At 57.1% G+C, this 26,159-nt stretch carries 18 protein-coding genes; 13 read left to right on the plus strand and 5 right to left on the minus strand.

The features are described from left to right. Positions 1 to 32 precede the first annotated feature (32 nt). The gene (trxB, locus tag ABLX76_RS21535; protein WP_002898019.1) at positions 33 to 1,001 is read right to left on the minus strand and encodes a thioredoxin-disulfide reductase; all 969 of its coding nucleotides are present in this window, start codon (positions 999 to 1,001) and stop codon (positions 33 to 35) included. Positions 1,002 to 1,533: 532 nt separating this feature from the next. Here trxB and lrp point away from each other — a divergent pair. The 9 genes from lrp to ABLX76_RS21580 all read left to right on the plus strand — a co-directional run bounded on the left by lrp (position 1,534) and on the right by ABLX76_RS21580 (position 15,242). After that, positions 1,534 to 2,028 carry a leucine-responsive transcriptional regulator Lrp gene (lrp, locus tag ABLX76_RS21540; RefSeq protein ID WP_000228469.1) on the plus strand — a complete coding sequence of 165 codons (495 nt, stop codon included), beginning with the start codon at positions 1,534 to 1,536 and terminating at the stop codon, positions 2,026 to 2,028. A 135-nt stretch (positions 2,029 to 2,163) separates the two neighbouring features. After that, positions 2,164 to 6,219 (plus strand): DNA translocase FtsK, encoded by a 4,056-nt coding sequence (gene ftsK / locus ABLX76_RS21545; protein WP_348875278.1) that lies wholly within the window; start codon positions 2,164 to 2,166, stop codon positions 6,217 to 6,219. A 122-nt stretch (positions 6,220 to 6,341) separates the two neighbouring features. Further along, on the plus strand, positions 6,342 to 6,953 hold the full coding sequence (gene lolA / locus ABLX76_RS21550) for an outer membrane lipoprotein chaperone LolA (protein WP_004201368.1): 612 nt from the start codon (positions 6,342 to 6,344) through the stop codon (positions 6,951 to 6,953). 8 nt (positions 6,954 to 6,961) lie between these two features. After that, positions 6,962 to 8,305, plus strand: a complete 1,344-nt coding sequence (rarA, locus tag ABLX76_RS21555) for a replication-associated recombination protein RarA (protein ID WP_086076087.1) — start codon at positions 6,962 to 6,964, stop codon at positions 8,303 to 8,305. 91 nt (positions 8,306 to 8,396) lie between these two features. Further along, a complete protein-coding gene (serS, locus tag ABLX76_RS21560) occupies positions 8,397 to 9,689 on the plus strand; it encodes a serine--tRNA ligase (protein ID WP_004201371.1) in 1,293 nt (430 codons plus the stop codon). 198 nt (positions 9,690 to 9,887) lie between these two features. Then, on the plus strand, positions 9,888 to 12,326 hold the full coding sequence (gene dmsA / locus ABLX76_RS21565; protein ID WP_348875279.1) for a dimethylsulfoxide reductase subunit A: 2,439 nt from the start codon (positions 9,888 to 9,890) through the stop codon (positions 12,324 to 12,326). 10 nt (positions 12,327 to 12,336) lie between these two features. Continuing rightward, positions 12,337 to 12,954 (plus strand): DMSO/selenate family reductase complex B subunit, encoded by a 618-nt coding sequence (locus ABLX76_RS21570; RefSeq protein WP_048334592.1) that lies wholly within the window; start codon positions 12,337 to 12,339, stop codon positions 12,952 to 12,954. A gap of 1 nt (position 12,955) precedes the next feature. Next, positions 12,956 to 13,819, plus strand: coding sequence for a dimethyl sulfoxide reductase anchor subunit family protein (locus tag ABLX76_RS21575; protein ID WP_065881852.1), 864 nt, complete (start codon positions 12,956 to 12,958; stop codon positions 13,817 to 13,819). 274 nt (positions 13,820 to 14,093) lie between these two features. Further along, positions 14,094 to 15,242 carry an MFS transporter gene (locus tag ABLX76_RS21580; RefSeq protein WP_004201378.1) on the plus strand — a complete coding sequence of 383 codons (1,149 nt, stop codon included), beginning with the start codon at positions 14,094 to 14,096 and terminating at the stop codon, positions 15,240 to 15,242. Between the two features lie 154 nt (positions 15,243 to 15,396). On the opposite strand, the gene pflA is transcribed toward ABLX76_RS21580, so the two are convergent. From pflA to ycaO, 4 genes are all read right to left on the minus strand, one after another. Next, the gene (gene pflA, locus ABLX76_RS21585; protein ID WP_002898145.1) at positions 15,397 to 16,137 is read right to left on the minus strand and encodes a pyruvate formate lyase 1-activating protein; all 741 of its coding nucleotides are present in this window, start codon (positions 16,135 to 16,137) and stop codon (positions 15,397 to 15,399) included. A 191-nt stretch (positions 16,138 to 16,328) separates the two neighbouring features. Continuing rightward, positions 16,329 to 18,611: a formate C-acetyltransferase gene (pflB, locus tag ABLX76_RS21590; protein ID WP_023289014.1), complete on the minus strand. Its 2,283-nt coding sequence runs from the start codon at positions 18,609 to 18,611 to the stop codon at positions 16,329 to 16,331. A gap of 51 nt (positions 18,612 to 18,662) precedes the next feature. Further along, complete coding sequence (focA, locus tag ABLX76_RS21595; RefSeq protein WP_023289015.1) at positions 18,663 to 19,520, minus strand: formate transporter FocA; 858 nt, start codon at positions 19,518 to 19,520, stop codon at positions 18,663 to 18,665. A gap of 385 nt (positions 19,521 to 19,905) precedes the next feature. Continuing rightward, complete coding sequence (gene ycaO / locus ABLX76_RS21600; protein ID WP_044521954.1) at positions 19,906 to 21,666, minus strand: 30S ribosomal protein S12 methylthiotransferase accessory factor YcaO; 1,761 nt, start codon at positions 21,664 to 21,666, stop codon at positions 19,906 to 19,908. 115 nt (positions 21,667 to 21,781) lie between these two features. Between ycaO and ABLX76_RS21605 the strand changes: the two genes are divergently transcribed. From ABLX76_RS21605 to ABLX76_RS21620, 4 genes are all read left to right on the plus strand, one after another. Further along, a complete protein-coding gene (locus ABLX76_RS21605) occupies positions 21,782 to 22,474 on the plus strand; it encodes a DUF421 domain-containing protein (RefSeq protein WP_023289017.1) in 693 nt (230 codons plus the stop codon). Positions 22,475 to 22,662: 188 nt separating this feature from the next. Next, positions 22,663 to 23,751, plus strand: coding sequence for a 3-phosphoserine/phosphohydroxythreonine transaminase (gene serC, locus ABLX76_RS21610; protein WP_023289018.1), 1,089 nt, complete (start codon positions 22,663 to 22,665; stop codon positions 23,749 to 23,751). 73 nt (positions 23,752 to 23,824) lie between these two features. Next, positions 23,825 to 25,108: a 3-phosphoshikimate 1-carboxyvinyltransferase gene (aroA, locus tag ABLX76_RS21615; RefSeq protein WP_348875280.1), complete on the plus strand. Its 1,284-nt coding sequence runs from the start codon at positions 23,825 to 23,827 to the stop codon at positions 25,106 to 25,108. A 147-nt stretch (positions 25,109 to 25,255) separates the two neighbouring features. Further along, positions 25,256 to 26,023, plus strand: a complete 768-nt coding sequence (locus tag ABLX76_RS21620; RefSeq protein WP_044521916.1) for a M48 family metallopeptidase — start codon at positions 25,256 to 25,258, stop codon at positions 26,021 to 26,023. The last annotated feature ends 136 nt before the right edge of the window (positions 26,024 to 26,159 follow it).

Here is a 26,159-nt window from a genome sequence, read left to right on the forward strand (position 1 = left end):
CCTTCTTTACCTTTGTTACTGACTTGTAAAGATTATTTGCACGCGTCAGCCAGACCGTCGAGGTAACGTTCAGCGTCCAGCGCCGCCATGCAGCCGGTGCCGGCGGAGGTGATAGCCTGACGATAAATATGGTCCATGACATCGCCGGCGGCAAACACGCCCGGGATGCTGGTCTGGGTCGCGTTGCCGTGGATACCGGACTGCACTTTGATGTAGCCGTTCTCCAGCTCCAGCTGACCTTCAAAGATGGCGGTGTTCGGGCTGTGGCCGATGGCGACAAACAGACCGGCTACTTCCAGGGACTCGACGTTGTCGCTGTTTTTGGTATCGCGCAGACGCAGGCCGCTGACGCCCATCTGGTCGCCGGTCACCTCTTCGAGGGTGCGATCGGTATGCAGCACGATGTTGCCGCTTGCCACTTTGTCCATCAGGCGTTTGATGAGGATTTTTTCCGCACGGAAGGAATCGCGACGGTGGATCAGATGTACCTCAGAGGCGATGTTCGACAGATACAGGGCCTCTTCAACCGCGGTGTTGCCGCCGCCGATCACCGCCACTTTCTGGTTGCGATAGAAGAATCCGTCACAGGTGGCGCACGCGGAAACGCCGCGGCCCTTGAAGGCTTCTTCGGAAGGCAGGCCCAGGTAACGGGCTGAAGCGCCGGTGGCGATAATCAGCGCGTCACAGGTGTATTCGCCGCTGTCGCCGGTCAGACGGAACGGCCGGTTTTGCAGGTCGACGCGGCTGATATGGTCGAAAATAATCTCGGTTTCAAATTTCGCGGCATGCTCGTGCATGCGCTCCATCAGCAGCGGACCGGTCAAATCGTTCGGATCGCCTGGCCAGTTTTCCACTTCCGTCGTGGTGGTCAGCTGACCGCCTTTTTCCATCCCGGTGATCAGCACCGGCTGCAGGTTGGCGCGCGCGGCATAGACCGCCGCGGTGTATCCCGCAGGTCCAGAACCAAGAATAAGCAGTTTACTGTGTTTGGCTGTGCCCATGAGATCCCCATAATAATTGGCATACATTGGGCTGGGATTGTAGGGAATTTGTTGTCGTAAAAAAAGAGCGCAGCGATTTTGTTAACGATGTGTGCAATAGAAGCGGCCGATGAATTGGCGATTTTCCCGGCAAGGAATATAACTATTTCTACTGTTGGCGGGACAATTATAAGACGAAAAAATGAGAATCAACCAGGGTGGATGATGAATATCTGGCATCTTGTACTAAAAATCGATGTTTTGCTTTGACAATCCCCTGTGCTTTTGCGAAAACATTCAAGGAAGAAAAAAAGCAGTATTTGGCGTGCGGCGAATTTTCATGCACGCAAATGCCATTTTTATCCGGGTTAACGAAATCTACGCATGGTGTGGACAGACGCCATGCGTGATATCGGTGACTGCCGTCAGGCAACGGGCTTCTCACGTACCCCTGGGTTACCTAATGTCGTACGGGTAATAACAGGATGGGCTCTGGCAGTGAAGGCACAGAGCCGGAACAGGAGTAGGGAAGGAATACAGAGAGACAATAATAATGGTAGATAGCAAGAAGCGCCCTGGCAAAGATCTCGACCGCATTGATCGTAACATCCTGAATGAATTGCAAAAAGATGGGCGAATTTCTAACGTCGAGCTTTCTAAACGGGTGGGACTTTCTCCGACGCCTTGCCTTGAGCGTGTGCGTCGTCTTGAAAGACAGGGTTTTATTCAGGGCTATACGGCGCTGCTCAACCCGCATTATCTGGATGCATCACTTCTGGTATTTGTTGAGATTACTCTGAATCGTGGCGCACCGGATGTGTTTGAGCAATTTAACGCCGCAGTGCAAAAACTTGAAGAAATTCAAGAGTGTCATCTGGTTTCCGGTGATTTCGACTATCTGTTGAAAACCCGCGTACCGGATATGTCAGCGTATCGTAAATTACTGGGCGAGACCTTGCTGCGCCTGCCGGGCGTTAACGACACCCGTACCTATGTGGTAATGGAAGAAGTCAAGCAAAGTAATCGTCTGGTTATTAAGACGCGCTAACACGGAACAGGTGCAAACTCGACGTAGTTTGATTACACTCCTGTTAATCCATACAGCAACAGTGCCGGGGAGACCCGGCGCTGTTGTCCGTTTTAGCAGCAGGCAGGAAACAGCCTGATACCTGGAGAGCCTTTCTTGAGCCAGGAATACACCGAAGACAAAGAAGTCAAACTTACCAAACTCAGCAGCGGGCGCCGACTCCTTGAGGCGATGCTCATCCTTTGCTCCCTCTTCGCCATCTGGCTGATGGCGGCATTACTGAGCTTTAACCCCTCGGACCCAAGCTGGTCGCAAACGGCATGGCATGAGCCTATTCATAATTTAGGCGGCGCCCCCGGCGCGTGGCTTGCCGATACCCTGTTTTTCATTTTTGGCGTCATGGCCTATACCATCCCGGTGATCATCATCGGCGGATGCTGGTTTGCCTGGCGGCATCAGGAAAACGACGAATACATTGATTATTTCGCCGTTTCTCTGCGTCTCATCGGTGCGTTAGCCCTGATCCTGACCTCCTGCGGTCTGGCGGCGATTAACGCCGATGATATCTGGTACTTCGCCTCTGGCGGGGTGATTGGCAGCCTGCTGAGCACCACCCTGCAACCGCTGCTGCACAGCAGCGGCGGCACCATCGCTCTGTTGTGCATCTGGGCGGCCGGCCTGACGCTGTTTACCGGCTGGTCGTGGGTCAGCATTGCGGAAAAACTGGGCGGCGGCATCCTGTCCGTACTCACCTTTGCCAGCAACCGCACCCGTCGGGATGATACCTGGGTCGATGAAGGCGAATACGAAGACGACGATGAAGAGTACGACGACGAAGAGGCGGCAACCCCCCAGGAGTCGCGTCGGGCCCGTATCTTGCGCAGCGCGCTGGCGCGGCGTAAACGTCTGGCCGAGAAGTTTACCAACCCTATGGGGCGTAAAACCGACGCGGCGCTTTTCTCCGGCAAACGGATGGACGACGGGGACGAGGCCGTGCAGTACAGCGCCAGCGGTGCGCCTGTCGCCGCCGACGATGTACTGTTTTCCGGCGCCAGCGCCGCGCGTCCCGCAGAGAATGATGTGCTATTTTCCGGCGCCAGCGCCGCGCGCCCGGGCGATTTCGACCCTTACGATCCGTTGCTGAACGGCCACAGTATCGCTGAGCCGGTGGGCGCAGCGGCGGCGGCCACTGCCGCGCCGCAGGCGTGGGGCGAGTCGACGGCGGGCCATCAGGGCGCTGCGCCGGCTTATCAGCCAGAAGCCAGCTATCCGCCGCAGCAGGCCTACCAGCCTGAACCCGCCCCGTTCCAGCAGGCTGCTTATCAGCCGCCAGCGGGGCAACCCGCGCCGCAGGCGTATCAGCCAGAGCCAGCGCAGTATCAACAGCCGGTTTACGATCCGCATGCCGGACAACAGCCTGCGCCGCAGGGCTATCAATCCGAGCCTGCACAGTATCAGCAGCCGGTTTACGATCCGCATGCCGGTCAGCCTGCGCCGCAGGGGTATCAACCCGAGCCTGCACAGTATCAGCAGCCGGTTTACGATCCGCATGCCGGTCAGCCCACGCCGCAGGGGTATCAACCCGAGCCTGCACAGTATCAGCAGCCGAGTTACGATCCGCATGCCGGCCAGCCCGCGCCGCAGGCGTATCAGCCTGAGCCCGCGCCGGTACCTGCCGCGCAGCCAGAGCCTGAGGCCGTGCAGGAAGAAGTGAAACGCCCGCCGCTCTATTACTTCGAGGAAGTGGAAGAGAAACGGGCGCGCGAACGCGAGCTGCTGGCTTCCTGGTATCAGCCTATTCCGGAGCCGGAAAGCCCGATCGCCACCAAACCGCTGACGCCGCCAGCCGCCCCGTCCAAACCGCCCGTGGAGTCAACCGTGGTTTCTGCGGTGGCGGCCGGGGTGCATCAGGCAACGGCTGCCAGCGGCGGCTCAGCGGCCGCGACGACGGCGACCGCCGCGTCCGCAGCGACGGCGCCATTGTTCAGCCCGGCCTCCAGCGGACCGCGGGTACAGGTGAAAGAGGGCATTGGTCCAAAACTACCGCGGCCTAATCGCGTTCGCGTACCGACGCGTCGGGAACTGGCCTCCTACGGCATCAAGCTACCGTCGCAGCGTGAAGCAGAACAGCGCGCGCGGCAGGCGGAGCGAGACCCCCATTATGATGATGGGCTGCTCTCCGATGAGGAAGCAGATGCTATGGAGCAGGATGAACTGGCTCGCCAGTTCGCCGCCACTCAACAGCAGCGCTATGGCCATCGCTGGGAAGACGATAACGCGACTGATGACGATGATGCCGACGCCGCGGCGGAAGCGGAGCTGGCGCGCCAGTTTGCCGCCACCCAGCAGCAGCGCTACGCCTCCGAGCAGCCGCCGGGCGCCAATCCGTTCTCGCCGGCGGATTACGAATTCTCGCCGATGAAAACCCTGGTCAATGAGGGGCCGAGCGAGCCGCTGTTTACGCCGACACCGGAAGTACAGCCGCAGCAGCCAGCCCAGCACTATCAACAACCGGCCGCCGTTCCGCAGCAGGGTTATCAACCTGCGCAGCACCAGCCGGTACACCATCAGCCAGTACCGCCGCAGCCTTACCAGACTGCGCCGCAGTCCGTGCCTCACCACCAGCCGGTTACCCCGCCGGGGCATCAGCATGCCGCGCCTGCGCCGCAGGAGAGCCTGATCCACCCGCTGCTGATGCGCAATGGCGATAGTCGACCGCTGCAAAAGCCGACGACGCCGCTGCCGTCGCTGGATCTGCTTACGCCGCCGCCCAGTGAAGTCGAGCCGGTGGATACCTTTGCTCTCGAGCAGATGGCACGACTGGTGGAAGCGCGACTCGCCGATTTCCGCATTAAAGCGGATGTGGTGAACTACTCGCCGGGGCCGGTGATCACCCGCTTCGAACTGAATCTGGCGCCTGGCGTCAAAGCGGCGCGAATCTCTAACCTGTCACGGGATCTGGCGCGTTCACTGTCCACGGTCGCCGTGCGCGTGGTGGAGGTGATCCCGGGTAAACCGTATGTCGGGCTTGAGCTGCCGAATAAAAAGCGCCAGACCGTCTACCTGCGTGAAGTGCTCGACAACAGCAAGTTCCGTGATAACCCGTCGCCGCTGACCGTGGTGCTGGGTAAAGACATCGCCGGCGATCCGGTGGTGGCCGATCTGGCGAAAATGCCGCACCTGCTGGTGGCCGGTACCACCGGTTCCGGTAAGTCGGTCGGCGTCAACGCCATGATCCTCAGCATGCTCTACAAGGCGCAGCCGGAAGATGTGCGTTTCATCATGATTGACCCGAAAATGCTGGAGCTGTCGGTCTACGAAGGTATTCCGCACCTGCTGACGGAAGTGGTTACCGACATGAAAGACGCCGCCAATGCGCTGCGCTGGAGCGTCAACGAGATGGAGCGTCGCTACAAGCTGATGTCGGCGCTGGGCGTGCGTAACCTGGCGGGCTATAACGAGAAGATTGCAGAAGCGGCGCGCATGGGGCGTCCGATCCCGGATCCGTACTGGAAGCCTGGCGACAGTATGGACGCCGTGCACCCGGTACTGGAAAAGCTGCCGTACATTGTGGTGCTGGTGGACGAATTCGCCGACCTGATGATGACCGTCGGTAAGAAGGTGGAAGAGCTGATCGCTCGCCTGGCGCAGAAAGCGCGTGCGGCGGGGATCCACCTGGTGCTGGCGACGCAGCGTCCGTCGGTGGATGTCATTACCGGTCTGATTAAGGCCAACATTCCGACGCGCATCGCTTTTACCGTGTCGAGCAAAATTGACTCGCGTACCATTCTGGATCAGGGCGGTGCGGAATCGCTGCTCGGGATGGGGGACATGCTCTACTCCGGGCCGAACTCCACCACGCCGGTGCGCGTCCATGGGGCGTTTGTTCGCGACCAGGAAGTCCACGCCGTGGTTCAGGACTGGAAAGCCCGCGGTCGTCCGCAGTATGTAGACGGCATTACCTCCGACAGCGAAAGCGAAGGCGGCGGCGGTGGCTTCGACGGTGGTGAAGAGCTGGATCCGCTGTTCGATCAGGCGGTCAGCTTTGTGACCGAGAAGCGTAAAGCGTCGATTTCCGGGGTGCAGCGCCAGTTCCGCATCGGCTATAACCGTGCCGCGCGTATTATCGAACAGATGGAAGCGCAGGGCATTGTCAGCGAACAGGGCCATAACGGTAACCGCGAAGTACTGGCGCCGCCGCCCTTTGAATGAGTGCAAAGTTGGGTAAATAAGCGCAAAATCAGCCAATTCTTCTGTCCCGCCGCCGTCGGCGGTCCTACATTAGGGGCAGAAGAGGCTCCCGCGTCGGGAGTGACGCACATTAAGGAAGAACAATGAAAAAACTCGCAATCACCTGTGCATTACTGTCTGGTATGGTCGTCAGCCAGGTCTGGGCAGATGCGGCCAGTGACTTAAAAAGCCGTCTTGATAAAGTGAGCAGCTTCCATGCCAGCTTCACGCAAAAAGTCACCGACGGCAGCGGCAACGCCGTGCAGGACGGACAGGGCGACCTGTGGGTAAAACGCCCGAATCTGTTTAACTGGCATATGACCCAGCCGGATGAGAGCGTCCTCGTTTCGGATGGTAAAACCCTGTGGTTCTATAACCCGTTCGTCGAGCAGGCCACTGCGACCTGGCTGAAAGACGCCACCAGCAACACGCCGTTTATGCTGATTGCCCGCAACCAGTCCAGCGACTGGCAGCAGTACAATATCAAACAAAACGGCGATGATTTTGTGCTGACGCCGAAAAGCGGCAGCGGCAACCTGAAGCAGTTCACGATCAACGTCGGTCGGGACGGCACCATCCATCAGTTCAGCGCCGTCGAGCAGGATGATCAGCGCAGCAGCTATCAGCTGAAATCGCAGCAGAACGGCGCCGTCGACGCATCTAAGTTCACCTTTACGCCGCCGAAAGGGGTGACGGTGGACGATCAACGTAAGTAGAGGCGAAAGTGAGCAATCTGTCGCTCGATTTTTCCGACAACGCGTTTCAACCTCTGGCCGCTCGCATGCGGCCAGAAAATTTAGCGCAGTATATTGGCCAGCAGCACCTGCTGGCGCCGGGCAAACCCCTGCCGCGGGCGATCGAAGCCGGGCACCTGCATTCGATGATCCTCTGGGGGCCGCCGGGCACCGGCAAGACTACCCTGGCGGAAGTGATCGCCCGCTATGCCAGCGCCGATGTCGAACGGATCTCGGCGGTGACCTCCGGGGTGAAAGAGATCCGCGAGGCCATTGAGCGCGCGCGGCAGAATCGCCACGCCGGCCGACGAACGATTCTGTTTGTTGACGAAGTGCATCGCTTCAATAAAAGCCAGCAGGATGCCTTTCTGCCGCATATTGAAGATGGCACCATCACCTTTATTGGCGCGACCACCGAAAATCCCTCCTTTGAGCTTAACTCGGCGCTGCTCTCCCGCGCCCGCGTCTACTTACTGAAATCGCTTACCACCGACGATATCGAGCAGGTGCTTGACCAGGCGATGCACGATAAAACCCGCGGCTACGGCGGCCAGGATATCGTTTTGCCGGATGAGACCCGCAGGGCCATCGCCGAACTGGTGAACGGCGATGCGCGGCGGGCGCTGAATACCCTGGAAATGATGGCCGATATGGCCGAGAGCGATGATGCGGGCAAGCGGGTGTTGAAGGCGGAACTGCTGACCGAGATCGCCGGCGAGCGCAGCGCGCGCTTTGATAATAAAGGCGACCGTTTCTACGATTTGATTTCCGCCCTGCATAAGTCAGTGCGCGGGAGCGCGCCGGACGCGGCGCTCTACTGGTACGCGCGGATCATCACCGCCGGGGGCGATCCGCTGTACGTTGCCCGCCGTTGTCTGGCGATTGCCTCGGAAGACGTCGGCAACGCCGACCCGCGGGCGATGCAGGTGGCCATTTCGGCGTGGGACTGCTTTACCCGCGTCGGGCCGGCGGAAGGCGAACGGGCGATTGCCCAGGCCATTGTCTATCTGGCCTGCGCGCCGAAGAGCAATGCGGTCTACACCGCCTTTAAAGCGGCGCTGGCCGACGCGCGAGACCGTCCGGACTATGACGTTCCGGTGCATCTGCGCAATGCCCCGACGAAGCTGATGAAAGAGATGGGCTACGGGCAGGAGTATCGTTACGCTCATGACGAACCTAACGCCTACGCCGCCGGTGAGCAGTACTTCCCGCAGGAAATGGCGCAAACGCGCTATTATCACCCGACAAACCGGGGGCTTGAGGGCAAAATTGGCGAAAAGCTCGCCTGGCTCGCTGAACAGGATCAAAATAGCCCGATAAAACGCTACCGCTAATTGAGGCGTTGCGGTAAGGTTATTACACTATTTCCGTGGTCGTAGTCTGCGGCCACTATTCTTTTTTTAATTCGATAAGCACAGGATAAGCATGCTCGATCCCAATCTGCTGCGTACCGAGCCAGACGCAGTCGCAGAAAAACTGGCACGCCGGGGCTTTAAGCTGGATGTAGATAAACTTCGCGCGCTTGAAGAGCGTCGTAAAGTTCTGCAGGTGCAAACGGAAAACCTGCAGGCGGAGCGCAACTCCCGATCGAAATCCATTGGCCAGGCGAAAGCGCGCGGGGAAGACATCGAGCCATTACGCCTGGAAGTGAACAAACTCGGCGAACAGCTGGATGCCGCAAAATCCGAGCTGGAAGCGCTGCTGGCGGAAATCCGCGATATCGCGCTGGCGATCCCGAATATTCCTCACGATGACGTGCCGGTTGGCCGTGACGAAAACGACAACGTTGAAGTCAGCCGCTGGGGCACGCCGCGCCAGTTCGATTTCGACGTGCGCGATCACGTGACGCTGGGTGAAATGCACGGGGGGCTGGATTTTGCCGCCGCCGTTAAGCTCACCGGTTCGCGCTTCGTGGTGATGAAAGGCCAGCTGGCCCGTCTGCACCGCGCCCTGGCGCAGTTCATGCTTGATCTGCACACTGAACAGCATGGCTATAGCGAAAACTATGTCCCGTACCTGGTTAACCAGGACACCCTGTATGGCACCGGCCAGCTGCCGAAATTCGCCGGAGACCTGTTCCATACCCGTCCGCTGGAAGAAGAGGCTGACAGCAGCAACTACGCGCTGATCCCGACGGCGGAAGTGCCGCTGACCAACCTGGTGCGTGATGAAATTATCGATGAAGACGATCTGCCAATAAAAATGACCGCCCATACGCCGTGCTTCCGTTCCGAAGCAGGTTCTTATGGTCGCGACACCCGCGGTCTGATCCGTATGCACCAGTTCGATAAAGTTGAAATGGTGCAGATTGTCCGTCCGGAAGACTCGATGGCGGCGCTGGAAGAGATGACCGGCCACGCCGAGAAAGTGCTGCAGCTGCTGGGCCTGCCTTACCGTAAGGTCGCGCTGTGCACCGGCGATATGGGCTTCAGCGCCTGCAAAACCTATGACCTCGAAGTATGGGTCCCGGCGCAGAACACCTACCGTGAGATCTCTTCCTGCTCCAACGTCTGGGATTTCCAGGCGCGTCGTATGCAGGCTCGCTGCCGCAGCAAGTCCGACAAGAAGACCCGTCTCGTTCATACCCTGAATGGTTCTGGCCTGGCGGTCGGTCGTACCCTGGTGGCGCTGATGGAAAACTATCAGCAGGCCGATGGCCGTATCGAGATCCCGGAAATCCTGCGCCCGTATATGCGCGGCCTCGAATATATCGGTTAATTTTTACCTTCTCCCTTAAAAGCGCCTGCGGGCGCTTTTTTTACATCCTTATTGATACCGGGCAATAATCCCATCCGCGAATGCAGTGATACTCCCTTTGGATTAAACCAGCATAAAAAACCAATAATATTTCAAAGCCTTATATATATCACTATATAGCGCTTGTCAGTTTATTGTGAGCAACCAAAGCGAGTATCCATGAAAATTAAAGCCCCCGATGCTTTACTGGCTGCTGAGGTAAGCCGCCGTGGTCTGATGAAAACCACGGCAATAGGCGGCCTGGCGCTGGCCAGCAACGCACTAACGTTACCCTTTTCCCGTATGGCCCACGCCGCCGACACGCCAGCCCCGGCCAGTGAGAAAGTGGTCTGGAGTGCCTGCACCGTCAACTGCGGTAGCCGCTGCCCGCTGCGCATGCACGTGGTGGATGGCGCGATTAAATACGTCGAAACCGATAATACCGGTGACGATAACTATGACGGCCTGCATCAGGTGCGCGCCTGCCTGCGCGGGCGGTCTATGCGCCGCCGGGTTTATAACCCCGATCGGCTGAAATATCCGATGAAGCGCGTAGGCAAACGCGGTGAGGGTAAATTCGAGCAAATCAGCTGGGAAGAGGCGTTCGATATCATCGCCAGCACGACGCAGCGCCTGATTAAAGACTACGGCAACGAGTCCATCTATCTGAACTACGGCACCGGCACGCTGGGAGGCACGCTGACCCGCTCCTGGCCGCCGGGGAAAACCCTGATTGCCCGTCTGATGAACTGCTGCGGTGGGTATCTCAATCATTACGGCGACTATTCATCCGCGCAGATTGCCGCAGGGTTGAATTACACCTACGGCGGCTGGGCGGATGGCAACAGCCCGTCGGATATTGAAAACAGCCAGTTAGTGGTGCTGTTCGGCAACAACCCCGGGGAAACGCGGATGAGCGGCGGCGGGGTGACCTACTATCTTGAGCAGGCGCGCCAGAAATCCAATGCCCGGATGATCATTATCGATCCGCGCTATACCGACACCGGCGCCGGCCGCGAAGATGAATGGATCCCGATTCGCCCCGGTACCGATGCGGCGCTGGTATCGGGTCTGGCGTGGGTGATGATCACCGAGAATCTGGTCGATCAGCCGTTCCTCGATAAATACTGTGTGGGATACGACGAGAAAACTCTGCCTGCCGATGCCCCGGCCAATGGCCACTATAAAGCCTGGATACTTGGCCAGGGCGCCGACGGTATCGCCAAAACGCCGGAGTGGGCCTCGACCATAACCGGTATTCCGCGCGAACGCATTGTTAAACTGGCGCGCGAAATTGCCAGCGCCAAACCGGCCTATATCAGCCAGGGCTGGGGGCCGCAGCGTCACGCCAACGGCGAAATCGCCACCCGGGCTATCGCGATGCTCGCCATTCTGACCGGTAACGTCGGGATCAACGGCGGTAACAGCGGCGCGCGCGAGGGCTCCTACAGCCTGCCGTTTGAGCGCATGCCGACGCTGGAGAATCCGGTTCAGACCAGCATATCGATGTTTATGTGGACCGATGCGATTGAGCGCGGCCCGGAAATGACTGCCCTGCGCGATGGGGTGCGTGGCAAAGATAAGCTCGATGTGCCGATCAAAATGATCTGGAACTATGCGGGCAACTGCCTGATCAACCAGCACTCAGAGATTAACCGCACCCACGAGATCCTGCAGGACGACAAGAAGTGCGAGATGATTGTGGTCATCGACTGCCATATGACCTCGTCAGCGAAATACGCCGATATTCTGCTGCCGGACTGCACCGCCTCTGAGCAGATGGATTTCGCGCTGGATGCCTCCTGCGGCAACATGTCCTACGTCATCTTTGCCGACCAGGCCATCAATCCGCGTTTCGAATGCAAAACTATCTATGAGATGACCAGCGAGCTGGCGAAGCGCCTCGGCGTCGAGGAAAAATTTACCGAAGGCCGTACCCAGGAAGGCTGGATGCGCTATCTGTATGAGCAGTCGCGCACAGCGATTCCCGACCTGCCGGATTTCGACACCTTCCGTCAGCAGGGCATCTATAAGCAGCGCGATCCGCAAGGGCACCATGTGGCTTATAAAGCCTTCCGTGAGGATCCGCAGGCTAATCCGCTGACCACGCCTTCGGGCAAGATTGAAATCTATTCGCAGGCGCTGGCGAAAATCGCCGCCACCTGGGAGCTGCCGGAAGGCGATGTCATCGATCCGCTGCCGATATACACCCCGGGCTTCGAAAACTACAACGATCCGCTGACGGCGAAATACCCGCTACAGCTGACCGGCTTCCACTATAAATCGCGCGTCCATTCAACCTACGGCAACGTCGATGTACTGAAGGCTGCCTGTCGGCAGGAGATGTGGATTAACCCGATCGATGCCCGCCAGCGCGGTATTGCCAACGGCGATCGCATTCGCATCTTCAATGACCGTGGGGAAGTGCATATCGAAGCGAAGGTGACCCCGCGCATGATGCCAGGCGTGGTCGCGCTGGGGGAAGGGGCCTGGTATAACCCGGACGCCTCGCGCGTGGATCAGGCTGGCAGCATTAACGTGCTGACCACCCAGCGCCCCTCGCCGCTGGCGAAGGGGAACCCGTCGCATACCAACCTCGTCCAGGTTGAGAAGCTGTAAGGAGTAACCGATGACAACTCAGTATGGATTTTTTATTGATTCCGCCCGTTGCACCGGTTGCAAGACCTGCGAACTGGCCTGTAAGGACTACAAAAATCTGACCCCGGAGGTCAGCTTCCGCCGCATTTATGAATATGCCGGCGGCGACTGGCAGGAGGATAACGGCGTCTGGAATCAGAACGTGTTCGCCTATTACCTCTCCATCGCCTGTAACCACTGCGAAGATCCTGCCTGCACCAAGGTCTGTCCGAGCGGAGCGATGCACAAGCGCGAAGACGGTTTTGTGGTGGTCAACGAAGAGGTGTGCATTGGCTGCCGTTACTGCCATATGGCCTGTCCTTACGGCGCGCCGCAATATAATGCCGACAAAGGCCATATGACCAAGTGTGACGGCTGCCACGAGCGCGTCGCCGACGGGAAAAAGCCGATCTGCGTCGAGTCCTGCCCGCTGCGGGCGCTGGATTTCGGGCCGATTGCCGAACTGCGCGCTAAGCACGGCCAGCTGGCGGCGGTGGCGCCGTTGCCTTCGGCGCACTTTACCCGGCCGAGCATCGTGATCAAACCTAACGCCAATGCCCGGCCGTGTGGCGATACCACCGGTTACCTGGCAAACCCGAAGGAGGTGTAAGATGGGAAACGGATGGCATGAATGGCCGCTGATGATCTTTACGGTCTTCGGCCAGTGCGTCGCGGGCGGCTTCATCGTCCTGGCGCTGGCGCTCATGACGGGCAAGCTTTCCCGTGAGCAGGAGCAGCGCGTGGTGGGTAGCATGTTCGGCCTGTGGGTATTGATGGGGATCGGGTTTATCGCCTCGACAATGCACCTCGGTTCGCCGCTGCGGGCCTTTAACTCGCTCAATCGCGTAGGGGCCTCATCGCTGAGTAATGAGATAGCCAGCGGGGCGATCTTCTTCGCCGTCGGCGGGATTGGCTGGCTGCTGGCCGTGTGTAAAAAGCTGCCTGCCGGACTGCGTAGCCTGTGGCTGGTCGCGACCATGGCGCTTGGGGTGATCTTCGTCTGGATGATGGTGCGGGTCTATAACACCATCGACACGGTGCCGACCTGGTATACCCTCTGGACGCCGCTGAGCTTCTTCCTGACGTTGTTTATCGGCGGTCCGCTGCTGGGCTACCTGCTGCTGCGCGTCGCAGGCGTTGACGGTTGGGCGCTGCGCCTGCTACCGGTGGTCACTTTACTGGCGCTGCTGGTGAGTATCGTGGTGGTCCTGATGCAGGGGAGTGAACTCGCCACTATCCGCAGCTCAATTCAGCAGGCCTCCGCCCTGGTGCCGGATTATGGGCTGCTTATGGCCTGGCGCGTGGTGCTGCTGGCGCTGGCCCTGGCCTGCTGGTGCGTGCCGCAGATCCGCGGCCGCAAGCCGACGGTCTCGCTGCTCGGCCTGGCGTTTGTTCTGGTGCTGGCGGGAGAGATGATTGGCCGCGGCGTATTCTATGGTCTGCATATGACCGTCGGGATGGCTATCGCCAGTTAATCAGCGTCATCATGCCGGCGCAGGCGTGCCGGCATGATGAAAACGTGCTGTCGATAGATGAAATTTTTCAACTGAAATCAACGTCGACATTTATTAATAAATTAAGAAAAACAACAGCGTATTATCTGTTGCCTCATCTTTATCCCTTCTGTGGATAAAAAACTTCTATCGTGCCCGGCAAAACCGCGTCAGGCCTGATTTCAGGTGGATTGACAATGTTTTTAGCGGTGGCATGATGCGCTCGCGATCTGAACATTCCTCACGGTTTTTACCCATGACCATCTACACCCGGCCAGTGCAAATGCTGCTCTGTGGCCTGCTTTTACTGACCCTGGCGATAGCGGTGCTGAATACGCTCGTCCCGCTCTGGCTCGCCCATGAAAATATGCCAACCTGGCAGGTCGGCATGGTGGGGTCATCCTATTTTACCGGCAACCTGGCCGGTACGTTGCTTGCCGGCTGGGTGATCAAGCGCCTGGGGTTTAACCGCAGCTATTATCTCGCGTCGTTAATATTCGCCGTCGGCTGCGTAGGGCTGGGGATCACCGTGGGTTTCTGGACGTGGCTGAGCTGGCGTTTTATCGCCGGCGTAGGCTGCGCGATGATTTGGGTGGTGGTGGAAAGCGCGCTGGTCTGCAGCGGCACTTCACGCAGCCGCGGTCGTCTGCTGGCGGCGTACATGATGGTCTATTACGTCGGTACCGTACTGGGCCAGCTGATGGTCAGTAAACTCCCCACCGATTTAATGAGCGTCCTGCCGTGGGTGACGGGTCTGGCGCTGGCGGCGATCCTGCCGCTGCTGTTTACCCGCATCATGGGGCAGGCCGAAGAGCCACATGAAACGGTACGTATCTGGCCGATGCTGAAGCTGCGCCAGGCGCGCCACGGGGTCAATGGCTGCATTATCTCAGGGATTGTCCTCGGCTCGCTGTATGGTCTGATGCCGCTGTGGCTGAACCATCAGGGCGTCAGCGACGCCGGCATTGGCTTCTGGATGGCGGTGATGGTTAGCGCCGGGATCCTCGGCCAGTGGCCGGTAGGGCGTCTGGCAGACCGCTACGGTCGCCTGCTGGTGCTGCGGGTGCAGGTGTTTGTGGTGATCCTGGGATGTCTGGCGATGCTCAGCCAGGCGGCGATGGCGCCGGCGCTGTTTGTGTTGGGCGCTTCGGGCTTTACCCTCTATCCGGTGGCGATGGCCTGGGCCTGTGAAAAAGTGGAGCACCATCAGCTGGTGGCAATGAACCAGGCGCTGTTGATGAGCTATACCATCGGCAGCCTGCTGGGCCCGACGCTGACGGCGATGCTGATGCAGAACTTCTCGGATAACCTGCTGTTTATTATGATCGCCAGCGTGTCGTTTATCTATCTGCTGACCCTGCTGCGCAAAGCCGGACATCATCCAACGCCGGTGGCGCACGCCTGACCCTGTAGCGCGCAGCGCATGCTGCGCGTCATCCGTTTTAATAGCCTGTGCTTACTGCAGTAGAGCCGTCTTGCATAAGAATGCAACGGCTGGACGGTAACAGCTTCCCACGCCGTTGCAGGCCGGCATAAGCGCATCACCGGCCCGGGCGGGATTAGTACATCACTTTGTGCCCATATTGCTCAAGGATGCCTTTGACTCGCTCCATGGTCTCTTTCTTCGGCGGATGGACGCCGTCCAGCTTGTACTCTTCGCCCATCGCTACCCATTTGTGTTTGCCCAGCTCATGGTAGGGCAGTAGCTCGATTTTTTCGACATTGCCCATATCGCGGGTAAATTCGCCCAGGCGGTGCGCGGAATCATCATCGTCTGACCAGCCCGGAACCACCACGTAGCGGATCCAGACATTGATATTCTTCTTCGCCAGATACTGGGCGAATTCCAGCGTACGATGGTTAGAGACGCCGACCAGGTTCTGGTGAATCTCATCGTTCATCTGCTTAAGATCCAGCATCACCAGGTCTGTTACCTCCAGCAGTTCGTCGATAACGGGATCGTAGCGACGAACAAAGCCGTTGGTATCGAGACAGGTATGAATACCTTCCTTCTTACAGGCGCGGAACCAGTCGCGAACAAACTCCGCCTGCAGGATCGCTTCGCCGCCCGATGCGGTGACGCCGCCGCCGGAAGCATTCATAAAGTGACGATAGGTCACCACCTCTTTCATTAACTCTTCAACGGTGATTTCTTTGCCGCCGTGGGTATCCCAGGTATCACGGTTATGGCAGTACAGGCAGCGCATCAGGCAGCCCTGGAAAAAAGTAATAAAGCGGATGCCCGGGCCATCAACGGTGCCACAGGATTCAAAGGAGTGAATGCGACCAATAACTGACATTGCGGTGTTTTCTCCAGATGTGGCCCATCCGGGGCCGTGTTGGTGCACAGCTCAGCGGCTGTGTCGAGTCTGTTTTGACAGATACCCAAAGTATAGATAACTGGCAAAGCAGGCTAGGGCGGGGATTGCTTGTTAAAAAGGCCCCACTGATGTGGGGCCTTTATTGTACGCTTTTTCAGTCAGACAGGGAATTACATGGTCTGAGTGAAGGTACGGGTAATAACGTCCTGCTGCTGTTCTTTAGTCAGGGAGTTAAAACGTACAGCGTAGCCAGATACGCGGATGGTCAACTGCGGATATTTTTCCGGGTTTTCCATCGCGTCGAGCAGCATTTCGCGGTTCATCACGTTCACGTTCAGGTGCTGACCACCTTCGATGGACGCTTCGTGGTGGAAGTAACCATCCATCAGACCCGCCAGGTTGGTCTTACGAACTTCGTCATCTTTACCCAGCGCGTTCGGTACGATAGAGAAGGTGTAAGAGATACCATCTTTCGCGTAAGCAAACGGCAGTTTCGCTACGGAGGTCAGAGAGGCAACAGCACCTTTCTGATCACGGCCGTGCATCGGGTTAGCACCTGGTCCGAACGGCGCGCCAGCGCGACGACCGTCTGGGGTGTTACCGGTTTTCTTACCATATACCACGTTAGAGGTAATGGTCAGAACAGACTGAGTCGGGATCGCGTTGCGGTAGGTGTGCAGTTTCTGAATTTTCTTCATGAAACGTTCAACCAGGTCAACGGCCATGTCATCGACGCGAGCATCGTTGTTACCAAACTGCGGGTATTCGCCTTCGATTTCGAAGTCGACAGCCAGACCGTCTTCGTCACGAATCGGTTTAACTTTCGCATATTTGATTGCAGACAGGGAGTCAGCAGCAACGGACAGACCCGCGATACCACACGCCATGGTGCGGATAACGTCACGGTCGTGCAGCGCCATCAGAGAGGCTTCGTAGCTGTACTTGTCGTGCATGTAGTGGATGATGTTCAGCGCAGTGACGTACTGTTTAGCCAGCCAGTCCATGAAGTGATCCATGCGTTCCATCACTTCGTCGAAGTTCAGAACGTCGCCTTTGATCGGTTCAGATTTCGGACCCACCTGCATTTTCAGTTTTTCATCCACGCCGCCGTTGATAGCGTACAGCATGGTTTTTGCGAGGTTGGCGCGAGCACCGAAGAACTGCATTTGCTTACCAACAACCATCGGGCTTACGCAGCATGCGATAGCGTAGTCGTCGTTGTTGAAGTCCGGACGCATCAGGTCATCGTTCTCATACTGCAGAGAAGAGGTATCGATGGACACTTTAGCAGCGAATTTCTTGAAGCTCAGCGGCAGTTTTTCAGACCACAGGATAGTGATGTTCGGCTCCGGAGACGGCCCCATGGTGTACAGGGTGTTCAGGAAGCGGAAGCTGTTTTTGGTCACCAGAGTACGGCCGTCAACGCCCATACCGCCGATGGATTCTGTTGCCCAAATCGGGTCACCGGAGAACAGTTCATCGTATTCCGGGGTACGCAGGAAGCGAACCATACGCAGTTTCATGACCAGGTGGTCAACCATTTCCTGCGCGTCTTGCTCGGTGATTTTACCCGCCTGCAGGTCACGTTCGATGTAGATATCCAGGAAGCTGGAGGTACGACCGAAGGACATTGCCGCGCCGTTCTGAGATTTAACGGCAGCCAGGTAACCGAAGTAGGTCCACTGGATAGCTTCCTGAGCGGTGGTCGCCGGACCGGAGATGTCGTAGCCATATTTAGCCGCCATCTCTTTGATCTGGCCCAGCGCGCGGTGCTGTTCAGCGATTTCTTCACGCAGACGGATGGTCGCTTCCAGATCTTCGCCGCTTTCCAGTTTCGCTTGCAGAGAGTTGAACTGGGCGAATTTGTCTTTCATCAGGAAGTCGATACCGTACAGCGCAACGCGACGGTAGTCACCGATGATACGACCACGGCCGTAAGCATCCGGCAGACCAGTCAGCACGCCGGATTTACGGCAGCGCAGGATGTCCGGAGTATAGACGTCGAAAACGCCCTGGTTGTGAGTTTTACGGTACTCAGTGAAGATTTTTTTCAGCATCGGGTCCAGCTCGCGATTGTACGCTTTGCAGGAACCTTCAACCATTTTAATACCACCGAACGGGATGATCGCACGTTTCAGCGGCGCTTCGGTCTGCAGACCAACGATTTTTTCCAGACCTTTCTCGATATAGCCTGCGTCGTGAGAGGTGATGGTGGAAGCCAGGGCAGTGTCAAAATCAACAGGCGCGTGAGTGCGGTTTTCCTGTTTTACACCTTCCATTACGCTGTCCCACAGCTTGGTGGTCGCTTCAGTCGCGCCAGCCAGGAAGGATTCGTCGCCTTCATATGGGGTGTAGTTTTTCTGAATAAAGTCACGGACGTTGACTTCATTCTGCCAGTCACCTTTCGCAAAACCTTCCCAGGCTGTGGCTAACTTTTCATTAAGCTCGGACATGTAACACCTACCTTCTTAAGTGGATTTTTTATTTACTGCCTGAAACAACCCTTAGTGATGGTCGTTGCCACGCAGGTAAATGACCCAGTATGTCAACCCGACCAGCAGACCCCCGCCGATAATGTTCCCGATAGTTACCGGAATCAGGTTATCAGTGATGAAGTTCATAACGGTCAAGTGAGAGAAACTTTCCGGAGTCGAACCGATTGCGGTCCAGAATTCCGGGCTTGCAAAGTTGCGGATTACGATACCCATCGGGATCATAAACATGTTGGCGATGCTGTGCTCAAAGCCGCTGGCAACGAACATCGCTACCGGCAGAACCATGATCATCGCTTTATCCATCAGGCTACGACCGGAATAGCTCATCCATACGGCGAGACAAACCATCAGGTTAGCGAGGATACCCAGGCTCACGGCCTCCACAAAAGTATGGTGCATTTTGTGGTCAGCGGTCTGCAGGACATTGAGCCCCCAACCGCCGTTGGCAGTCATATATTCGCCTGATAACCACATCAGCAGCACAAACAGCAGTGCGCCCACCAGGTTACCAAAATAGACGTTGAGCCAGTTTTTTGCCAGTTGCCCCCAGGTAATTCGACCGCTGGCTTTCGCCACCACGATCAATACCGTAGAGGTAAAGAGGTCAGCGCCGCAGATAATGCACAGAATCAGACCCAGGGAAAAACAGACCCCACCGATAAGCTTGGCAATCCCATAAGGCATCGCGGCAGTGCCGGTGGTCGCGGTGATATAGAATACGAAAGCGATGGAGATGAAAACGCCAGCGGTGATCGCCAGATAAAAGGTCTTCATCGGATGCTTCGTTGCTTTATAGACACCTGCTTCTTCGGCGACTTTCGCCATCGCGGCAGGGAGCAAAAGATCAAAAGGGTTGTCAGCTTTCACACTAACTCTCTCTTTATATAAGTTGGCGGTGAGATACTAACAAAGCATTATAGAAGGGAAATTGATATAGATCATATCTCACCGGAACTATATGCCTTTTTAGTGTGTGGTTTTTGTGTTTTTAGTGGTTAAATGATTGAATATTATGAAGAAAATAAATTTTAAAATTTATAAGTTATGTTGAATTTTTTCGTTTTCACGCCATTTTTTGAGTTAATTAATATGGAGTATTTTATTTAAAATTAACGAATGGTAAATCTTATAAGCGCATTATTTACTATTAATTAACTTTGCAACTACAAACTATAGTGGCCGCCTCGTCAGGTGAAATCAACGGAGCCGTATTGGGCTCCGTTGCTGGTCACCACGATGGCGCGCTTAGGGCTTATTTTGCCCAGAACGCCGCCTTCGCTCGCTGCAGTTTTTCATAAGCCTTCAGTAGCGACTGATGGGCCGGGAAGGCCTGCAGATCGCTGTCGACAGCCTGAAGGCCATAGAACGGCGCTTCCCCGCTCAGCGCCGCGCTGGCGGCTTCGACCGCTTCGGCGCCGTACATACGGATAAAGGCGTTCAGGTATTGCAGCGGCTGACGCTCCTCTTCCTGGCTCAGCAGCAGCAGGGTCTGCAGGCAGCGATAGTAGTTAGCGCGTTCCGCGCTGAAGACCGAAGCGTTGAACTCCATGGTCCACTCGGTCCAGATCAGCGCCTGCTCCAGATCGCCGCCGGCCAGGGCCAGCATGGCTTTCAGCTCACCGACGCGCAGGGTATACCAGCCGTTGTCTTTGCCGGTGGCGAGGCCCAGCAGTTCGCGAACGCGGGTGAAATCATCCAGGCCTTCATCGTCCATCTGCTCGATCAGCGCCAGGTAATCTTCTTTTTCCCACTCGCTGCCCGGCAGGGACAGAATGGTGTCGCGCAGATGAGCGCCCATGCTGTTGTTCGCCAGCCACAGATCTTCCGCCGGGTAAATATCCGACATCCCCGGGACGATGATACGGCAGGCGTAAACGCCCAGGTGCTCGTAGTCGGCGATATACACTTCTTTATCTTCGGCCTTGAAGATGGCCATCAGGGTGGCGAACTCTTCTTCTGTGGTGCCGGAGAAGCTCCAGTCAACGAACGGATAGTCGGCATCCTGCTTGAACATATCCCAGGAAATCAGGCCGCTGGAGTCGATAAAGTGGGTTTCGAGGTTAGCATGCTCGGCGACTTCTTCGTCGTCGAAGGTCGGCGGCGTGAAGACGTCGAGATCTTTCAGACTGCGGCCCTGCAGCAGTTCGGTGACCGTACGCTCCAGCGCCACGCCGAAGTCCGGATGGGCGCCGAAAGAGGCGAAGCAGGTGCCGTTTGCCGGGTTAAACAGCACGACGCAGATAACCGGATACTTGCCGCCCAGCGAGCCATCATAGGCAAAGATCGGGAAACCTTCGGCTTCCAGTTTGGCGATCGACTCCACGACGCCCGGATAGCGCGCCATGACCTCCGCCGGGATCTCCGGCAGGCTGATGCTTTCGGCGATGATGCGGTTTTTGATATGGCGCTCAAAGACTTCGGACAGGCCCTGCACGCGAGCTTCATTACGGGTGTTGCCAGCGGACATGCCGTTGGAGACATACAGGTTGCCGACGATATTCATAGGAATATAGACCGTTTCGCCGTCGGACTGGCGGGTAAAGGGCAGGCCGCACACGCCGCGCTCATCGTTACCGGATTGCAGATCCACCAGCATGCTGGCCGTCAGCTGATCGTCCGGATCGTAGAACGCGAGCAGGCGGGCATCCAGCAGACCTTCCGGGACGTCGTCGTTTTCGGTCAGCGGGAACCACTTTTCGTTCGGGTAGTGAACGAACGGGCCGTTAGCGATAGTGTCGCCTAACCAGAAGTCAGCGAAAAAATAGTTGGTGGACAGGCGCTCGAAATATTCGCCCAGCGCGGAGGCGAGGGCTGCCTTTTTGGTGGCGCCTTTACCATTGGTAAAGCACAGCGCGCATTCCTTATCGCGAATGTGAACGGACCACACGTGCGGCACCGGGTTCAGCCACGAGGCCTCTTCGATATCAAATCCGAGGTCGAGCAATTTTTGCTGGAAGCGAGCGATGGAATCTTCCAGGGCGGCATCTTTGCCGGGAATAAACGTTTGGGTCATGGCGATCACTTTTGTCGTACGGAAAGCGCGCAATGATACGGCTTTTATCTGACAGGTGCTATCTCCATCATCTGGCTATGCTTAGAGACATCTTTTAATGCTCAGGGAGATGATAATGAAAGCCTTTGACTGGCAGCGGATGGCGCTCGATAAAGTGCCGGTGGAATTTCTCGGCGAGGTGGCGTTGCGCAGCCTCTACACCTTCGTTCTGGTCTTTATTTTCCTCAAAATTACCGGACGGCGCGGCGTGCGGCAGATGTCGCTGTTTGAGGTGCTGATTATTCTGACCCTCGGCTCGGCGGCGGGGGACGTGGCGTTTTATGACGATGTCCCGCTGTTGCCGGTGCTGGTGGTCTTCGTCACGCTGGCGCTGCTTTATCGCGGCATCATGTGGCTGATGGGGCATAGTGAAAAGCTGGAGGATCTGCTGGAGGGCAAGCCTATCGTGGTGGTGGAGGAGGGGCAACTGGCATGGGAGAAACTGCATGCGGAAAATATGACCGAATTCGAATTTTTTATGGAGCTACGGGTCAACAGCGTCGAGCAGCTCGGCCAGGTGCGGCTGGCGATCCTTGAAACCAATGGCCAGATCAGCGTGTTTTATTATCCCGATGACGAGGTGAGGGCCGGGTTGTCGATTCTCCCGACGCACTGCACCACGCGCTATACCACTATTCCTCAGGAGGGGATCTACGCCTGCGTACGCTGCAGCATCGTGATGGCGATGCAGGCGGGAGAAAAGCGAATATGTTCCCGCTGCGCAAATGCAGAATGGTCGAAGGCCAGCCGGGCGAAACGACTCACCTGACAGCAAATATGTCGGTTTTATTACGTCAAGCCGATAGATTCTGTTGTGTGACGGCTGCCGCGTTTTGCCGTCGGCGAGTTTTAGCCATTGCGGACCGTGTCACTGAATGATAAAACCGATAGCCACAGGAATAACTTATGCCCGCGGCGGTTCGCGGGCAAAACAACATAGCAACGTGGTGAGGGGAAATGGCTCAGGTCTATAACTTCAGTTCGGGCCCGGCAATGCTGCCGGCGGAAGTACTCAAACTGGCTCAGCAGGAACTGTGCGACTGGCACGGTCTGGGTACGTCGGTCATGGAAATCAGTCACCGTGGTAAGGAGTTCATCCAGGTGGCAGAAGAGGCAGAACAGGACTTCCGTTCTCTGCTGAATATCCCTTCCAACTATAAAGTGTTGTTCTGTCATGGCGGCGGCCGCGGCCAGTTCGCCGGGATCCCGCTGAACATCCTCGGCGATAAAAACGTCGCTGACTATGTGGACGCTGGCTACTGGGCCGCCAGCGCGGTCAAAGAGGCGAAGAAATACTGCACGCCTAACGTCATCGACGCGAAAATCACCGTCGACGGCAAGCGCGCGGTCAAGCCAATGAGCGAGTGGCAGCTGACGCCGGGCGCGGCGTATCTGCACTACTGCCCGAACGAAACCATTGACGGTATCGCGATTGATGATACGCCGAACTTCGGCGACGACGTCATCGTGACCGCCGATTTCTCCTCCACCATTCTGTCCCGCGAAATTGACGTCAACCGCTTCGGCGTGATCTATGCCGGCGCGCAGAAGAATATCGGCCCGGCAGGGTTGACGCTGGTCATCGTACGTGAAGATCTGCTGGGTAAAGCCAGCGTGGCCTGCCCGTCAATCCTCGACTACACCGTGTTAAGCGAGAATGACTCGATGTTTAACACGCCGCCGACGTTCGCCTGGTATCTGGCCGGTCTGGTGTTTAAGTGGCTGAAACAGCAGGGCGGCGTTGCCGCGATGGACAAGATCAACCAGCAGAAAGCCGAACTGCTGTATGGCGTGATCGATAACAGCGGCTTCTATCGTAACGATGTGGCGCAAGCCAACCGCTCCCGTATGAACGTGCCGTTCCAGCTGGCGGACAGCGCGCTGGATAAACTGTTCCTTGAAGAGTCGTTTGCCGCCGGGCTGCACGCGCTTAAGGGCCACCGGGTGGTGGGCGGCATGCGTGCCTCCATCTACAACGCGATGCCGTTGGACGGCGTGAAGGCGTTAACCGACTTTATGCTGGACTTCGAACGCCGCCACGGTTAATCGCCCGTTCCTTTCTTCCTCCCCGCGGCCTGTCTGCGGGGTTTTTATTCTGTTTGTTTGAGAGTGAAGTTTGATGGATTCCCTGACGTTACAACCCATCGCACGCGTAGAGGGCACCGTGAACCTGCCAGGTTCGAAAAGCGTCTCCAACCGCGCGCTGCTGCTGGCCGCCCTGGCCCGCGGCACGACGGTGCTGACCAACCTGCTGGACAGCGACGATGTGCGCCATATGCTGAATGCCCTGAGTGCGCTGGGGGTTCAATACACCCTGTCTGCTGACCGTACCCGCTGTGAAGTGACCGGCAACGGCGGCCCGCTGCATGCCGCAGCGGCGCTGGAGCTGTACCTCGGCAACGCCGGTACCGCGATGCGCCCGCTGGCGGCAGCCCTGTGCCTTGGCAGCAACGATATCGTGCTGACCGGCGAGCCGCGAATGAAAGAGCGCCCGATCGGCCATCTGGTGGATGCCCTGCGTCAGGGCGGCGCTCAGATCGACTATCTGGAGCAGGAAAATTATCCGCCGCTGCGCCTGCGCGGAGGGTTCCAGGGGGGCAATGTTGAAGTTGACGGCAGCGTCTCCAGCCAGTTCCTGACCGCGCTGCTGATGACCGCGCCGCTGGCGCCGCAGGATACTGTGATCGCCATTAAGGGCGATCTGGTGTCAAAACCCTATATCGACATTACGCTGCACCTGATGAAAACCTTCGGGGTTGAGGTGGACAACCAGTCTTATCAGCGCTTTGTGGTGCGCGGCAAGCAACAGTATCAGTCGCCGGGGGATTACCTGGTGGAAGGGGATGCTTCATCGGCCTCGTATTTCCTTGCCGCTGGCGCTATTAAGGGCGGCACGGTGAAAGTCACCGGTATCGGCCGCGGCAGCGTACAGGGCGATATTCGTTTCGCCGACGTACTGGAAAAAATGGGCGCCACCGTCACCTGGGGCGACGATTTCATCGCCTGTACCCGTGGCGAGCTCAAGGCTATCGATATGGATATGAACCATATCCCGGACGCCGCGATGACCATCGCCACCGCCGCGCTGTTCGCGCAAGGGACCACCACGCTGCGCAATATCTACAACTGGCGGGTCAAGGAGACGGACCGTCTGTTCGCCATGGCGACCGAGTTGCGTAAAGTGGGCGCCGAGGTGGAAGAGGGTGAAGATTATATTCGCATCACCCCGCCGGCGACGCTGAAGTATGCTGAAATCGGCACCTATAACGACCACCGGATGGCGATGTGCTTCTCGCTGGTGGCGCTGTCTGATACGCCGGTGACCATCCTTGATCCGAAGTGTACGGCGAAAACCTTCCCCGACTATTTTGAGCAACTGGCGCGGATCAGTACGCCGGCCTGAATGACGCGAATTTAAGGTAACAACGCCGACCCTCAGGTCGGCGTTTTTTTATCTCTGCTTGTCGGACAGGAAACTAAATGCTAGCCTTGCTTGCTTGTAAATATAGGATTTATAAGCATTTATTATGCTAATCAATGGATGATTGATATGAGAAATACAAAAGTAATGCTGGCTTTGGCCGTTTCCGCCACGTTGTTGGCAGGTTGTAAAAATATGCAGGGGATGGACACCAACGCCCTCGTCAATTCAGGAATGACGGCTTACAAAGCGGCGACGCTTTCTGACTCTGAAGTCAAAACGCTTTCCGACGATGCCTGTAAGCAAATGGATAGTGAAAATAAACTGGCTAGTGCATCAAGTAAGTACACCAAACGTCTGAACAAAATTGCCAAAGCGTTAGGAAATAATATCAACGGCACGCCGGTAACCTATAAGGTTTACATGACATCCGACGTCAACGCCTGGGCAATGGCCAACGGCTGCGTCCGCGTCTATAGCGGCCTGATGGACATGATGACCGATAATGAAGTTGAAGCGGTTCTGGGCCATGAGCTGGGTCACGTTGCGCTCGGACACTCGCGCAAAGCGATGCAAACCGCGTATGCGACTATTGCCGCACGCGATGCAATTTCAGCGACCAGCGAAGCGGCTGCAAGCTTGTCTAAATCTCAGTTGGGCGATATCGCTGAGGGAATGATCAACTCTGCGTTCTCCCGCTCGCAGGAGTCGGATGCTGATGATTTCTCTTACGATCTGCTGAAAAAACGCAACATCAGCACTCAGGGGCTGGTGGGCAGCTTCGACAAACTGGCCAGCCTTGACGCCGGCCACAGTAAATCTCTGTTCGATTCACACCCGCCTTCCGCTGAACGCGCGCAGCATATCCGCGACCGTATCGCTGCAGATAAAAAGTAAAACTCCCTCATCTTCCGGGCTGATGCTCTATCAGCCCGCTATAATTGCTCAATTCTTCCGCATGAGATTTCCAGTTATCTGTAATTTAAAAGCAAGACTCACTTTCCGCCGAAGAGATGCGTATAATGCGCGGCGT

Origin of the sequence: Klebsiella sp. JB_Kp004, from assembly GCF_040065795.1 — a bacterium.
In the GTDB taxonomy this organism is placed as follows: Bacteria; Pseudomonadota; Gammaproteobacteria; order Enterobacterales; family Enterobacteriaceae; genus Klebsiella; species Klebsiella quasipneumoniae.